This window comes from Fructilactobacillus sp. X2R1C3 (assembly GCF_059901425.1).
This window is the reverse complement of sequence record NZ_JBWXUW010000003.1, coordinates 113367-127989: the sequence shown is the minus strand read 5'-3', so window position 1 is coordinate 127989 and position 14623 is coordinate 113367. Positions and strand designations below refer to the sequence as shown.

The following is a 14623-nucleotide window of genomic DNA, read 5'->3' as shown; positions in this document are numbered from 1 at the left end:
TTTGAATAATCTTTTGATGATATTATTATGGATCGTTAGTATTCTCATTATTGGTGCAGTTTTAATGCAACCTTCTAAAAATAATGATGCGATGTCATCACTCTCTGGTGGTGCCAACGATTCTTCCTCTGAGTCCAAGCCGAGGGGCTTTGAGGCATTTATGCAAAAAGTGACTGTGGTACTAGGAATCTTTTTCTTTGGTATCGCATTAATTCTAATGTGGATTTCATCACATTAATAAAAAACCTCCTGTTAAACAGGGGGTTTTTGCATTTAAAGCGGATTACTAGCGTTTGTTAAAGAATGAGATTTATAATTGACGTATAAGTCAATTGGATTGTAGAGGAAAATATATTGCAAGATAATAAGTTGAAAAATGAAATTGAGCAGGAGTTACAATCACATCCTGATCAAAGTTATAGTGTCGAAAAATTAGCTGATGATTTGAATTATCATGGATCATCAGCTTTCAAATTAATCGTTTCGGAGCTCGCTTCACTGGAACGAGACCGTGCCGTTGTGGTTACTGAAAATGGTGATTTTAAGGTTAATCCAAGTGAGTTGAAGCTAGAGGGGATTTTCCACTCTAATCCAAAGGGATTTGGCTTTGTTAGATATGATGATGAATTACCTGATGCCTTTATTGCACCTGATGAAACAATGCATGCAATGAACCTGGATAAGGTTGAGATTCAGATTACTAAGCCGGGTGAAAAAGATTCTGATCGTGGTCCACAAGCTAAAGTGGTTAGCATTTTAGAACACCATTACACGCACGTGGTTGGTGAATTTCGTCAGACTGATGATGACCATGGTTATCTTGGGCAGGTTGTTTTAAAAGACAAAAAATTGGCAGGATTTAAGTTTTACGTGGTAGATGCTGGTCTTCATCCTACCCCAGGAGAAGTGGTTACTGCTGATATTACGGAATATCCAAATAACGAGCATCCGGATTATATGGTTGGAATCGTTAAGCAAGTCATTGGAAGTGTTGATGACCCTGGAATTGATATTTTACAGGTCGTCTATGCTCATGATGTTCCTTCCCAATTCCCAGAAGACGTGCTAGAAGAAGCAGATGCTATTCCGGACCATGTTTTACCTGAGGAGACCAAAGGACGAGAAGATATTACCGATCAGACGTTAGTTACCATTGATGGAGAATCATCCAAAGATTTGGATGATGCGGTAACGGCATGGAAATTACCAAATGGCAATTATCATTTAGGGGTTCACATCGCTGACGTTAGTCACTACGTTAAACAAGGAACACTACTTGATCGTGAGGCGTATAAGCGTGGAACCTCAGTTTATTTGACCGACCGAGTTATTCCAATGTTGCCTCGCCGTCTATCGAATGGGATTTGTTCGTTAAACGAGGGACAGTTACGGTTGTGTTTAAGTTGTGATATGGAGATTAATCCGCAAGGAAAAGTTGTCAAAAAGCGGATTCATCCGAGTGTTATGAAGTCGAAGGCTCGAATGACATATACAGCTGTTAATAACATTCTTGAATCACATGATAAGAAAACGAGAGAAGAATACCATGATTTAGTACCAATGTTTGAAACCATGGCTGAGTTACACCGAATTTTATACAAGCAAAGAAAGCGTCGTGGGGCGATCGACTTTGATGATGATGAAGCAGAAATCATCATGAACAAAGAAGGTAAACCCGTTGATATTAAACTTAGAACGAGAGGTTTAGCTGAACGAATGATTGAATCATTCATGTTGGCTGCAAACGAAACCGTTGCCGAAACTTACTATCGGCTTAAAGTTCCGTTCATTTATCGTGTCCACGAGACGCCAGATCCAACGCGGGTTAAGGACTTCTTTGAGTTCCTAACTGCCTTTGGAATTGAGGTAAAGGCTGATCCAGATCACTTAACTCCCAAGACTTTACAGAACATTTTAAGTAAAGTACACGGACTTCCTGAAGAAACGATGGTATCAGTAATGATGCTTAGAAGTTTACAACAGGCCAAATATAGTGATAAATGTGTAGGACACTTTGGATTAGGTGCCAAATACTACACCCATTTCACTTCACCAATTCGACGTTATCCTGATTTATTTGTTCATCGTTTAGTTCATTACTATGAAGATAATGGGATTAATGATGTTACCAAACAAACTTATTCTGACCAGGTTGGAGAAGTTGCGGTTCACTGTTCAGAAACTGAGCGTCGCGGTGTTGACACCGAAAGAGACGTTGATTCGATGATGAAGGCTGAGTACATGACTCAACATATTGGTGAGGAATACGATGCCGTTGTATCTTCAGTGATGAAGTTCGGAATGTTCGTTGAACTTCCAAACACCGTTGAGGGTCTTATTCATATCAGCAAGATGAACGATGATTATTATGAGTACGTCGAAAAGTACCTGGCACTTGTTGGTAGGAATACCAGAAGAACGTATAAGATCGGACAAACGTTACGAGTTAAATGTGTTGCGGCCGACGTTGATCAAATGACTGTTGACTTTGAGATTGTTAAACCAGAAGATGCTCCGCTGAGTGAACTTCTTCCAAAACAAGAACATAAAAATGATAAGCACCATCACAGTGGCAAACACTCTGATGGAAAGAATCGTCGTCAGAGTTATAAGAATCAAGATCGTAGAAAGAACGGTAAAAAGGGTCATTCGTTTAAGGTCAGAACCAAACCATCTAATAGTCACAAAAAATAGGGGATGGGAGTATGGCTAGAAAAAAGCATCAACCAACCGAAAAGAACGTAATGGCAACCAACCGCAAGGCCCGACATGATTACTTTATTTCTGATACCTATGAAGCGGGCATATCACTAACCGGAACTGAGATTAAATCAGTCAGAGAACGCCGCATGAATCTAAAGGATGGATTCGTGCAGGTTAGAAATGGCCAAGCTTATTTGATGAATGTCCACATTAGTGAGTATGCGCAGGGAAATCAGTTTAATCATGACCCATTGCGTAATCGAAAGTTATTGTTGCATAAAAAAGAGATCAAAAAACTTGGTGAAGCGACTTTGACTAAGGGAATTACCATTGTTCCCTTAAAAGTTTATTTAAAACATGGCTACGCTAAGGTGCTGATTGGGGTTGCTAAGGGGAAGCGTGAATATGACAAACGTGAAACCATTAAGCAGCGTGATACCCAGCGGCAAATTGATCGCGTTATGAAACATTATTAATTAAAAGAGAGTGCTACTGCACTCTCTTTTTGCTTGCCTAAAAATTCACATTTTATGGTAAAATAAGTTGGAGGTGTTAATAGTGAAACCGTTTATTCATAACGACTGGTGGCCGATTCTGAAGCCAGAATTTGAAAAACCATATTATCAAAAGTTAAGGCGTTTTTTGGTTGAAGAGTATAATAACAAGACGATTTATCCAGAAATGCACCATATTTTTCAGGCGTTTGAGTGGACCCCCTTTAGTAAGGTGAAGGTAGTTATCCTGGGTCAGGATCCATATCATGGTCCTAATCAGGCCAATGGTCTTAGCTTTTCGGTAATGCCAGGCGTAGCTGTTCCACCATCTTTAAAGAATATTTATAAGGAATTACAAAGTGATTTGGGAATTAAACCAGTTAATCATGGTTATCTAAAGAGTTGGGCTGAGCAAGGGGTATTGTTGTTAAACTCTGTTTTGACCGTTCAAGATGGAGTGGCTTTTTCTCATCGTGGCAAAGGATGGGAAAGACTCACTGATTATGCTATTGAACAATTGTCAAAGCGTCCTGAACCAGTTGTCTTCATTCTATGGGGCAGGGCAGCCAGAGATAAGATCAAGTTAATCAATACTGATGCCAACATTGTTATTCAGTCGGCTCATCCCAGTCCCCTTTCTGCGAATCGAGGTTTTTTTGGTTCAAAGCCGTTTTCAAAGACGAATGAAGCACTAAAAGCCATGGGTGAGACGCCGATTAACTGGAAATTACCGGAACACGTCACTGCCACTAATAAGGAGAGTTAATTATGGACCTTTTTGATAGTTTGAAAGCAAAAATCAGCGGTAAAAACATTAAGCTAGTATTCCCTGAAGGGGAAGATCCTAGAATCATTGAAGCAGCTAGTCGGCTTAAAAAGGATAATCTGGTTGAACCAACGTTATTGGGTGACCCCCAAAAAATCAAACAAGTTGCTAAAGAAAACGGAAGTGATTTAGATGGAATCACAATCATTGATATCCAAAACGTTGACTCTAACACGTTCAACAAGATGGTTGGATCACTTGTGACACGTCGTAACGGCAAAACGGATGAAAAAACAGCTCGTCAATGGCTGAAAGATCCGAATTACTTTGGCACGATGATGGTATACATGGGAACCGTTGATGGAATGGTGTCAGGTGCGGCTCACCCAACTGGTGATACGGTTCGTCCTGCGCTTCAGATTATTAAAACTAAACCAGGTGTGAAGTTGATTAGTGGTGCTTTTGTCATGCAAAAGGGCGATACTCGTTATCTATTTGCGGATTGTGCTATTAACATTGAACTTGATGATCAACAACTTGGTGAAGTTGCCGTTGAAAGTGCTCATACTGCTCGTCTGTTTGATATCGATCCTAAGGTGGCTTTATTAAGCTTTTCGACGAAGGGCTCAGCTAAGGGGCCAGAAGTTGATAAGGTTCAAAGTGCAACCCAGATTGCCCAAAAGTTGGATCCAGATACTCCCATTGACGGTGAACTTCAATTTGATGCTGCAATCGTTCCATCGGTTGCCAAAAGTAAAGCACCAAATTCGAACGTTGCGGGTCAAGCAACCGTTTTTGTCTTTCCAGAACTTCAATCGGGAAACATTGGCTACAAGATTGCCCAGCGTTTAGGTGGATTTGAAGCCATCGGTCCGATTCTTCAGGGATTGAATCAACCAGTTTCTGATTTGTCGAGGGGATGCAATGCTGAAGATGTTTACAAAGTAGCCATTATCACGGCTACTCAAGCACTTTAATTTGAGGCGATTAAATTGATTAAATTTAAGGTTGATAGTCCCGATCAAACCGAAAAATTAGGCGAAGAACTCGCACCGGATTTAAAAGCTGGAGACGTTATTTTACTCGATGGTGACCTTGGAGCTGGGAAAACTACCTTCACAAAGGGACTTGGGAAGGGTCTCGGAATTAAGCGAAACATCAAAAGTCCGACTTTTACCATTATTCGTGAATACAAAAATGGACGATTACCCTTCTATCACATGGACGTTTATCGTCTTGAAGAGGGTGGGGCCGACGAATTAGGCTTGAATGAATATTTTAACGGTGATGGAGTGAGCGTCGTTGAATGGTCCAAATTTGCGGAGGACGAACTTCCCGACCAGTACTTGAGAATCAGATTTACTAGAAATGATGATCTGGGTGATAACGATCGGACAATTGAAATGACTGCCAAGGGACAGCATTTTGATTCGATTTTAAAGTCAGGAGACTTAAGGCTTGGCAAGTGAAAGTGATAATGAAGAAATTACGATTCGTGCTGCTACTTCAGACGATGCGGAAGCGTTAATCGAATTAATGAAACAATTAAGTCAAGAATCCAGTAACTTTACAACGGATGTCCAGATCGATCAATTGACCGCTAAGACTGAGGCGAAGGCCATTGACGCGATGAATGCAACTGGTACTAACATCATCTTAGTGGCAGTCGATGGGACGAAATTGATTGGCGTTTTGAGCATTAGTCAGGTTGCCGATACTGCCGGTGAACTCGGTGTTGCCGTTTTAGCTGATTATCAGGACATGGGACTTGGAACCTATCTGATTCAGGAAGCCATTGACTGGGTGGCCACTTTTAGTCACCTTAATGAATTGCGATTAACGGTCTTAAAGTCCAATTTAGGGGCTTTTCGACTATACAAAAAATTAGGATTTATCACGACGGATCAGGACGATCATGTCATTGAAATGAAAATGAACGTAAAAAAAGGCTGAGAAAATATCTCAGTCTTTTTATATTAAATTAACAAACGGTTTAACGGCGTTTTTGCCAAACTGCTGGTATTCATAAATCAAGATGTTAGCACACGCTAAGCTGTCATCTAATGCATTATGATGGTGTTTTAATTCGATTCCTAAGTTTTCGCTAACCGTGTTCAACTTATGGTTAACAAATCCAGGATAAAACTTTTTGGAAGTCTTAACGGTATCAAGAGTCTGATAGTGTGGTTTTGATAAACCATATCTTTCCAGACTCTTTTTTAATACACTATTGTCGAAATTGTTGTTGTGGGCAATCACTAGCTTGTTTCGATCGAAGAGGGGACTAATTTGGTCCCACACCTCTGGAAACGTTGGTGAATCAATTACATCTTTTTCATGAATACCATGAACATTGATATTGCGCCAGTTAAACTCACATTCGGGATTAATTAATGAGTAAAACTCATCAACGACTTCGTTATTTCTTACTACCGTTAATGCGACCGAGCAAGCGCTAGCCCGTTGGCCCGCAGCAGTTTCAAAGTCAATTGCCGCAAAATTCATTTAATGATTCTCCTCTAATCAATCTTAAGCCCGTCAGTAATTAGTTGGATCGGAGCATGATCTGAGCCGGTTACCTCACCAAGAATGTTTGACTCGGCAACGTCATCTTGAATTGAGTTAGAGACCAAGAAATAATCCATTCTCCAACCACGATTTTGAGCTCGCTCGTCGTAACGGTAACTCCACCAAGTGTATGCACCACTTTGGTAAGGGTGGAGTGCCCTAAAAGTGTCAACAAATCCAGAAGCGAGTAATCGACCAAAGTCGTCACGTTCCTGTTGGGTGTACCCAGCCTTGTGGTGATCTTCTTCGGGGTCATCAATATCAATTGGTTGATAAACCACGCTCATATCACCGCCGATCACAACCGGCTTTCTTTCGGCAAGTTTACTTACAAAAGTAATAAATTTTTGGTCCCAATCGAGACGGTAGTCGAGTCTTTGCAACTCTTCACCTGAGTTGGGTACGTAGGTATTAATTAAATAAAAGTCAGGATATTCAAGTGTCAAACAACGACCCTCAGTGTCAGTATCGCTTCCATCCACACCATAAAACACATTATCAGCCTTATGCTTTGTGAAAGTAGTTACTCCCGAGTACCCGGGACGTTCCGCTGAGTCCCAATACTGGTAGTAGTCACCTGGTACTTCTAAGGCAATATCATTTTCGTGAACTCGAGTTTCTTGAACATTAAAAAAGTCAGCATCAGTTTCATTAAAAAATTCGTAAAAATTCTTTTTAACTGCTGAACGTAAACCATTTACGTTCCATGAGATAAAATTCATTGTATCCCCTCCTTTAGTGCCAGTATATCACGATCAGAAGTGTTTAAATAATGATAACGTGCTAGAATATAACATGGATATTTAGAAAGGAAAATGACGAATGACTGAAGATTTAACAAAAAAATTCAAGGATATTAAAATTTTAAAAGATGAACCACTTTCCAAGTATTCTTGGACTAAAACTGGTGGAAAAGCTGATTTTCTTGCATTTCCTTCATCATTTAAAGAAACCGAAGAATTATTAAATTATGCAAATGAGATTAAAATGCCGCTTACGGTGCTGGGAAATGCCAGTAATCTAATCGTACGAGATGGTGGAATTCGTGGGTTAACCATGATTTTGACCCAAATGAATGACATTAGAACTGAGGACCATCGGGTAATTGCCGAGGCTGGAGCTGCTTACATTGACGCAACGAAGGCTGCTCAAAAAGCTGGTTTGACTGGATTAGAGTTTGCTGCTGGAATTCCTGGAAGTGTCGGCGGCGGAGTGTTTATGAATGCCGGCGCTTATGGGGGAGAGACCCAGTATGCACTTGAATCAGCCACGGTTTTGACGCGTAAGGGTGAGATTATTGTTTTAAACAACGACCAGTTAGACTTTGGTTATCGTCATAGTAGTATTCAAGACTATGGGGACGTTGTTTTAGAAGCAACCTTTAAACTGGAACCCGGGAATAAACGCGAGATTCAAAACGAGATGGATCATTTAAACTACTTGAGAAGATCAAAGCAACCCTTAGAGTGGCCTTCATGTGGGAGTGTTTTTAAGCGTCCTAAGGGATACTTTGCTGGGAAATTGATTCACGATGCCGGACTACAAGGATATCGCTCTGGCGGGGCTGAAGTGTCCAAAAAGCACGCTGGATTTATCATTAACGTTGGTGGTGCCACCGCTACTGATTATTTAAACGTGATTAAGCACGTTCAGGAAACTGTGTATAAGGATAATGGGGTTCACCTTGAAACTGAGGTTCGAATTATCGGTGAGCCTAAATAGGAGGAAACATAGCTTATGGTAATAGTTGAAGCAGTCATCACATTAATAGTTCTAGTCCTGCTTTCTAGCATTATCTCCCACTATGTCACTAAAATTCCAGTCAGTTTGATTCAAATTTTGCTTGGTTTAGGATTAGCATTATTCTTTAAATTCAAGATTGATCTGAACACGGACTGGTTTTTATTACTGTTCATTGCACCATTGCTATTTAATGATGGTCGTGACTTCCCCAAGCGAGAACTATGGGAACTACGGGGCCCCATTTTTGAAAATGCCATCTGGTTAGTGTTCATTACCACCATTATTGGTGGCTATTTCGTTAATTTGTTGGTGCCATCAATGCCACTGGCAGCATGTTTTGCTCTAATTGCGATTTTGTCTCCAACCGATCCAATTGCTGTGCGATCCATCTCAAAGCGTGTTCATCTTCCAAGCAATATTTTGCATCTAGTGTCTGGTGAGAGTTTGATTAACGATGCTAGTGGACTAATTGCGTTTAAATATGCGATTGCTGCGGTTGTTACTGGTTACTTTTCTTTGGAACACGCTGCGGTTGATTTTGTTTATACCGCACTGGTAGGTCTGATCATCGGAATTGTTGGAATGTCTTTAATTATTGTGCTTCGTAATTTGCTATTAAAGGTACACTTCAATGACGTGATCTTTAACGTTGTCCTGCACATCTTGACGCCGTTCATTATTTATGTAATTGCTGAAGATCTTCTTCATGCTTCAGGAGTCATTGCGGTGGTTGCCGCTGGGATTATTGATCACTTACAGACCAATGTCACCAATACCAAGTCACCAGAAGTTAACTTGTTGACCAATCGTACTTGGGATGTCATTGTTTATTGTTTAAACGGAATTGTGTTTTTAATCTTAGGAATTGAATTACCCGTTGCTACTAGAGTGGTCATCAATGGATCGGAATATCGTACTTTAGCTTCGTTTGGGATTGCTTTTGCCGTTTGGGTGGCCCTTTTGGTAATTCGAGTGGTCTGGATTTTAGGATACGAATTCTTTTCGTATTACGTAACTAAACGATCCAGTAAGAAACCCAGCTTGTCAGTTGCTTTATTAGCTGGAATTTCCGGAGTACGTGGTGCCATTACAATGGCAGGAATTCTTTCGGTTCCCGCCTTCTTATCAAATGGGAAGGAGTTCCCAGACCGTTCGTTGATGCTTTTTATTGCCGCAATGGTCATTGTGATTAGTTTAGTTGCGGCTACCATTATCTTACCAATCATTTCTCCGGATGCTAGTTCACTTCAGACTCGAGCCTCATTGATTGATAAGGATGAAGATGATGATGAGACGGAAGATGAAGAAGACGAGCAGGAGGGTTATATTTCAGAAGATGACGCTCGGATTTACATCGTAAAGAGTGCCATTGCCAGTCTTGAAAATAATAAGACTAACGATAATGAACGAGCGGTTTATGACATTGTTTTGGATTATCAGGTTGAGTTGCGAAAACTTTTAAGAAAGACGAGAGACGATAGTGCGGAAAGTACGTCCCTTAATGAAGAACTTAGTTTGAGGCGAGTTGCTTTAGAAGGGAAGCGTGACGCTGTTAAAGACCTGTATCGGGAAAAACAAATCTCAAAAGATACTTACTGGATTGCCAACCGAAGGATTAATCGTGAGGAACGTCGAATGTTTGCGAATGGTTACGATGGGTATCGCAAAAATCACTGGTACTATCCGGGATGGTTTTCTTCGATTCTTCATTCCATTAAAACCTGGCAGGTAAGTGAATCAGAAAGTAAAAAGACCAAGAGTGAATTACGACTTGTTACGATTGTTGGTGATCAGGCCGCCATTGATGCTATTTCAGATTTCTTGAGTCGAAGTGACATTAATGGTAAGGACTTTGACTCACAAATTGTTCACTTTATTGTCACTTTCTATCAGAGTCAGATTGAACGGGCCAATTCATACGATGATCCCGACGAAGATGATGAAGTCTTTGAGTATCAGTTGTTAAGATTGCGATCGGTTGCACTGGAAGCAGAACGTCGCGCTGTGGAACAATTGATTAATAATAAAAAAGTTAGTCACGCAATGGGGCTTCACTTACGTCAGGACATTAATTATAAGGAAACGTTAATGTTGAGTGATAACTAAAAAATCCTCCACTTTCAATAAGTGGAGGATTTTTTAGTTATTCCTTATTATTACTGATAATGGAATAAATCCAGTAGATCATTAACTGTAAAACGGTCATCAAAAATACGAATACGACCATGTGCATATTCCACATGTTTAAAAATGGTCGAATGTACATCCTGGGTGAAAGGATGAGGTAAATTGTGTGGACTCGCATAAACCGTCCAATGAATAGTCCAATGGAACTTGCGACCGTTAGAATCACGATTGTAACGAAGTTAGAAAAATTACCGGGTAAATGAATTTTAACGTCAATGGCTTTAGCAACGTGGACTAAACTCCAGAAACCGATAAAAGCACAACTTAAGGCACTGATCATCAAGCATGTGTATAAAAACCAGACGTGCGGATCAAGTCGAAGTAAACCATTTGCTTCATCAGGATGTAACCAAGCCAGATGAAGTAGGTCGGTCAGAATGTAGGGTGAATTGGGATAGAACAATAACCACAGAAGTGATAGGATCCAGAACACGAAACTGTTTTGGTGTGGTTTGTTACCGATGTGGAAACTAAGCTCAATTGGAATGTATCCTAAAAGGGTGTTGAGCGCTAAAAAGCCGAAGCGTGTATCACGTAGAAACATGAATAAAAGCACGATCCACCCGATGAAAAATATTCTAACTTGCCATCTTTTATTTTGTGACATTATAATTTGACCCCTTTTCTTCTATATATAAATTAAACCCCAAATTAGCAAAAAAAACTAGAAATTTAACCATAGAATTTAATTTTTTTAATATTTGGAATTAGTTAACTGTCTTTATTTCGGCAATAATTCAGTGATATAATAATATACAAATTGGAGGTCGTTCTATGGGGATTGATTGGAGTAGCTTATTTACATTACATAACCTAAGCAACTTAATTGATATATTGGTTGTTTGGCTCGTGATATACGAGTTAATCATGCTTCTTCGTGGTACTCGAGCAGTGCAACTGTTTCGCGGCATTATTGTAATTATTATTGCTAAAATTGCCAGTTGGTATTTAGGACTGACGATGGTATCTTGGATTCTGGATCAAATTATTAATTGGGGAGTTATTGGATGCATTATCATCTTCCAACCTGAAATTCGACGTGGACTTGAAAAATTAGGACGCGGCTCACTCTTTAGGGCGACCCAGAATCAGGATGAAAAAGCTAAAAAAATGATTAATGCTTTAGACGGTGCGATTCAGTACATGTCCAAGCGCCGGATTGGAGCGTTGATCACCATTCAAATGCACACCGGGTTAGAAGAATACATCGAGACCGGGATTAAGCTTGATGCTGACATTTCAAGTCAGTTATTGATTAATATTTTTATTCCCAATACACCTCTTCATGACGGAGCCGTCATCATTAAGGATGATAAGATTGCTGCAGCGGCTGCCTACTTACCGCTATCACAGAGTAATTTGATCCCTAAGGAATTGGGGACCCGTCATCGTGCGGCGGTTGGAATTTCGGAAGTTTCTGATGCTTTAACGATTGTTATCTCAGAAGAGACGGGAGAAGTTTCAATCACTAGAAACAATGAGCTTCTTCGGGGAATGACTCAGGAGGATTACCTGAAATACCTGAGAAGTCAGTTGATTCCTCGTGATAGACAGGAGCAACATCCAACGATTGTGACTCGTGCGATTAGCTTCTTTCAGAAGCATTTCGGAGGTGACAAGTAGCCATGAAAAAGTCTTTTCGGAGTAAATTATTCTATGCTATCTTGGCACTAGTCTTTACAATTGCACTGTTTTTCTATGTTCATGATGGCAAAAATGATATGGGTCTGACTAACAGTACCAGTAATTCGACTAAAAGTACCCAGATGGCAGCTAATAAGACCAAGACGCTGTCAGTTCCATTGCAGCTCAACGTAAACTCAGACAAGTATTTTGTAATTGGATATCCAGAAAAAGTTAATGTCAAGTTGTCAGGACCGTCGGCGTTAGTCACTACGACCGCTAATACCCAGAATTTTAAGGTGTACGCTAACCTTAGTAATTTGGGACCTGGGGAACACATTGTTAAATTACAACAGCAGGGTCTAAATTCTGACATTAAGAGTAAGATTAAACCTGCTAGCATTAAAGTTAACATCCAACCACGTCGGACCGTTAAGTTCCCCGTAAAAGCTGCCTATGACAAGAAGAACATTGCTTCTGGTTACAAGGTTGGGAAACCATCGTTAGACGTTAGTTCGGCAAAGGTGACTGGTCCGAGTGATCAAATTAATCGAATTGATTCAGTGGTTGCTAAAACCAACTTGAAACCTAACACTAAGAGTAATGTAAAACAGGATGCGGTGATTGAAGCTTTAGATAAAAAAGGAAAGACCATCAACGTTATTATCACCCCCTCAACAAGTTCGGTTGATTTACCGGTTTCAGCAGGCGATAATAAGAGAGTACCCGTCAAGGTTAATTTGATTAACAAGCAGGCAGGTAAGACTTATGACGTTAAGTGTGATCCATCTGATGTGTTATTGTTAGGTGATAAAGACACAATTGATGGGATTAATTCGGTTGATGCCGACGTTGATGTCGAAAAAATGTCTGGAGATAATACTAAGACGGTTTCACTTGATGCTGGTAATTCCAAAGTAAGTGGTTTGGATCCAGCAACGGTCAAAGTACAGATTAACGCAAAGAATAAGTAATAAGGTGAGGAATATATATGAAATATTTTGGAACAGACGGAATTAGAGGAGTTGCGAATAAAGACTTAACCCCAGAGTTAGCTTTTCGTGCCGGACGTGCGGGTGGTTATGCTCTGACTAAGCACAGTGCTCAAGATCATCAGCCACGTGTCTTGGTATCAAGAGATACACGAATTTCCGGACAGATGTTGGAAGATGCTTTGGTAGCTGGAATGTTGTCCGTTGGAATTGAAGTGGTTCAACTCGGAGTTGTCACTACCCCCGGAGTAGCATACTTGGTTAGAGATCAAAGTGCCGATGCCGGAGTTATGATTACGGCTTCGCATAATCCAGCTGAGTTCAATGGAATTAAATTCTTTGGTGGTGACGGATATAAATTGTCCGATGACATCGAAGCTGACATCGAGAAGATTCTTGAAAGTGATACTGATGACTTACCACGTCCATCAGCAAAGGGATTAGGCACTTCAGCAGAGTACACTGAAGCATCGCAAAAGTATCTTCACTTTCTGTCCCAAACGATTCCAGATGAATTAAGTGGGATTAAGGTGTCAGTTGATGCCGCAAATGGTGCTACCAGCAACTTGGTTCCCCGCCTCTATGCTGATCTTGGTCTTGATTTTAAAACAATGGCGACCTCACCTAATGGACTAAACATTAATGATAACGTCGGTTCCACTCACCCAGAGGAATTGCAGAAAATGGTTGTTGAAAATGGTTCCCAGTTAGGAATTGCCTTTGATGGTGATGGTGATCGCTGCATTGCTGTTGATGAAAAAGGCAACATCGTTGATGGTGATAAGATTATGTACATCTGTGGTAAGTACATGGATGCTAATGGTCGCTTAAAGCACGACACCATCGTTACGACGGTGATGAGTAACCTTGGAATGTACAAGGCGATGGAAGCTAACGGTTTAAACAGTGTAAAAACTAAGGTTGGAGACCGATACGTGGTTGAGTCAATGAAAGCCAATGGTTACAATCTAGGTGGCGAACAGTCCGGTCACATTGTGTTTTTGGATTTTAATACCACTGGCGATGGGATGTTAACCAGTCTGCAGTTAATGCATATTATGAAAGAGACCGGGAAGCCACTTTCCGAGTTAGCAGACGAAGTGAAAAAATATCCTCAAAGTCTTGTTAATGTGAAGGTTTCTGACAAAAAGCACGCGATGGATCATGATGATGTTAAAAAGGCCATTGATGATGTTGAAGATGAGATGAATGGTAATGGTCGCGTCTTGGTTCGACCTAGTGGGACTGAACCTTTGTTAAGAGTGATGGTGGAAGCTCCAACTCAAGAAGAAAGTGACAAGTACGCAAACAAGATTGCTGACGTTGTCAGAGACGACATGGGAATTGAATAAAGCAACCACGAATTAATAAAAGAGTTAACGTTGGTTAACTCTTTTATTATGCTTAAATTTTTATTAAATTTTGCTTATCAGTGCTATACCAATTCTAACTTATATTTGACAAACACTTGTGAAACCATTATTATCAAAGATGTTAAGTATATAAATAAAATTTAAATACATCTATACCAATTTTAAAGAGAGGTC

The 14623-nt window shown here is 40.3% G+C and carries 15 protein-coding genes; 12 read left to right on the top strand and 3 right to left on the bottom strand.

Annotated elements, in window-relative coordinates; translation table 11 throughout:
- The first annotated feature begins 1 nt into the window (after nt 1).
- The 7 genes from secG to AC6UDD_RS04585 all read left to right on the top strand — a co-directional run bounded on the left by secG (nt 2) and on the right by AC6UDD_RS04585 (nt 5916).
- A complete protein-coding gene (gene secG / locus AC6UDD_RS04615; protein WP_500694299.1) occupies nt 2-238 on the top strand; it encodes a preprotein translocase subunit SecG in 237 nt (78 codons plus the stop codon).
- Nucleotides 239-354: 116 nt separating this feature from the next.
- Complete coding sequence (rnr, locus tag AC6UDD_RS04610; protein WP_500719125.1) at nt 355-2694, top strand: ribonuclease R; 2340 nt, start codon at nt 355-357, stop codon at nt 2692-2694.
- Nucleotides 2695-2705: 11 nt separating this feature from the next.
- Nucleotides 2706-3179, top strand: a complete 474-nt coding sequence (gene smpB, locus AC6UDD_RS04605) for an SsrA-binding protein SmpB (protein WP_500694301.1) — start codon at nt 2706-2708, stop codon at nt 3177-3179.
- An 82-nt stretch (nt 3180-3261) separates the two neighbouring features.
- Nucleotides 3262-3963, top strand: a complete 702-nt coding sequence (locus AC6UDD_RS04600) for a uracil-DNA glycosylase (RefSeq protein WP_500719123.1) — start codon at nt 3262-3264, stop codon at nt 3961-3963.
- A gap of 2 nt (nt 3964-3965) precedes the next feature.
- Entirely contained in the window at nt 3966-4940 is a 975-nt protein-coding gene (gene pta / locus AC6UDD_RS04595) for a phosphate acetyltransferase (RefSeq protein ID WP_500719121.1), read from the top strand.
- 15 nt (nt 4941-4955) lie between these two features.
- A complete protein-coding gene (tsaE, locus tag AC6UDD_RS04590; RefSeq protein WP_500719119.1) occupies nt 4956-5432 on the top strand; it encodes a tRNA (adenosine(37)-N6)-threonylcarbamoyltransferase complex ATPase subunit type 1 TsaE in 477 nt (158 codons plus the stop codon).
- A complete protein-coding gene (locus AC6UDD_RS04585; RefSeq protein WP_500719117.1) occupies nt 5422-5916 on the top strand; it encodes a GNAT family N-acetyltransferase in 495 nt (164 codons plus the stop codon). The genes tsaE and AC6UDD_RS04585 overlap by 11 nt, the downstream gene beginning before the upstream one ends.
- Nucleotides 5917-5934: 18 nt before the next feature.
- Here AC6UDD_RS04585 and AC6UDD_RS04580 read toward each other — a convergent pair whose 3' ends face one another.
- Both AC6UDD_RS04580 and AC6UDD_RS04575 read right to left on the bottom strand, forming a co-directional pair.
- Complete coding sequence (locus tag AC6UDD_RS04580; RefSeq protein ID WP_500719114.1) at nt 5935-6468, bottom strand: 3'-5' exonuclease; 534 nt, start codon at nt 6466-6468, stop codon at nt 5935-5937.
- A 14-nt stretch (nt 6469-6482) separates the two neighbouring features.
- Entirely contained in the window at nt 6483-7253 is a 771-nt protein-coding gene (locus tag AC6UDD_RS04575; protein WP_500719112.1) for an exodeoxyribonuclease III, read from the bottom strand.
- Between the two features lie 100 nt (nt 7254-7353).
- Between AC6UDD_RS04575 and murB the strand changes: the two genes are divergently transcribed.
- Together murB and AC6UDD_RS04565 are read left to right on the top strand one after the other, a co-directional pair.
- Entirely contained in the window at nt 7354-8253 is a 900-nt protein-coding gene (murB, locus tag AC6UDD_RS04570) for a UDP-N-acetylmuramate dehydrogenase (RefSeq protein ID WP_500719110.1), read from the top strand.
- Between the two features lie 15 nt (nt 8254-8268).
- On the top strand, nt 8269-10380 hold the full coding sequence (locus AC6UDD_RS04565) for a cation:proton antiporter (RefSeq protein WP_500719107.1): 2112 nt from the start codon (nt 8269-8271) through the stop codon (nt 10378-10380).
- A 37-nt stretch (nt 10381-10417) separates the two neighbouring features.
- Here the strand turns inward: AC6UDD_RS04565 and AC6UDD_RS04560 are convergent, their stop codons facing one another.
- The gene (locus AC6UDD_RS04560; RefSeq protein ID WP_500719105.1) at nt 10418-11068 is read right to left on the bottom strand and encodes a DUF1361 domain-containing protein; all 651 of its coding nucleotides are present in this window, start codon (nt 11066-11068) and stop codon (nt 10418-10420) included.
- A gap of 167 nt (nt 11069-11235) precedes the next feature.
- Between AC6UDD_RS04560 and cdaA the strand changes: the two genes are divergently transcribed.
- Genes cdaA through glmM form a run of 3 tightly spaced genes read left to right on the top strand, consistent with a single transcriptional unit; the run spans nt 11236 to nt 14428 of the window.
- Nucleotides 11236-12084 carry a diadenylate cyclase CdaA gene (gene cdaA, locus AC6UDD_RS04555; protein WP_500694311.1) on the top strand — a complete coding sequence of 283 codons (849 nt, stop codon included), beginning with the start codon at nt 11236-11238 and terminating at the stop codon, nt 12082-12084.
- A 2-nt stretch (nt 12085-12086) separates the two neighbouring features.
- Nucleotides 12087-13058 (top strand): CdaR family protein, encoded by a 972-nt coding sequence (locus tag AC6UDD_RS04550; RefSeq protein WP_500719102.1) that lies wholly within the window; start codon nt 12087-12089, stop codon nt 13056-13058.
- A 17-nt stretch (nt 13059-13075) separates the two neighbouring features.
- Entirely contained in the window at nt 13076-14428 is a 1353-nt protein-coding gene (gene glmM / locus AC6UDD_RS04545; RefSeq protein ID WP_500719100.1) for a phosphoglucosamine mutase, read from the top strand.
- Nucleotides 14429-14623: the final 195 nt, after the last annotated feature.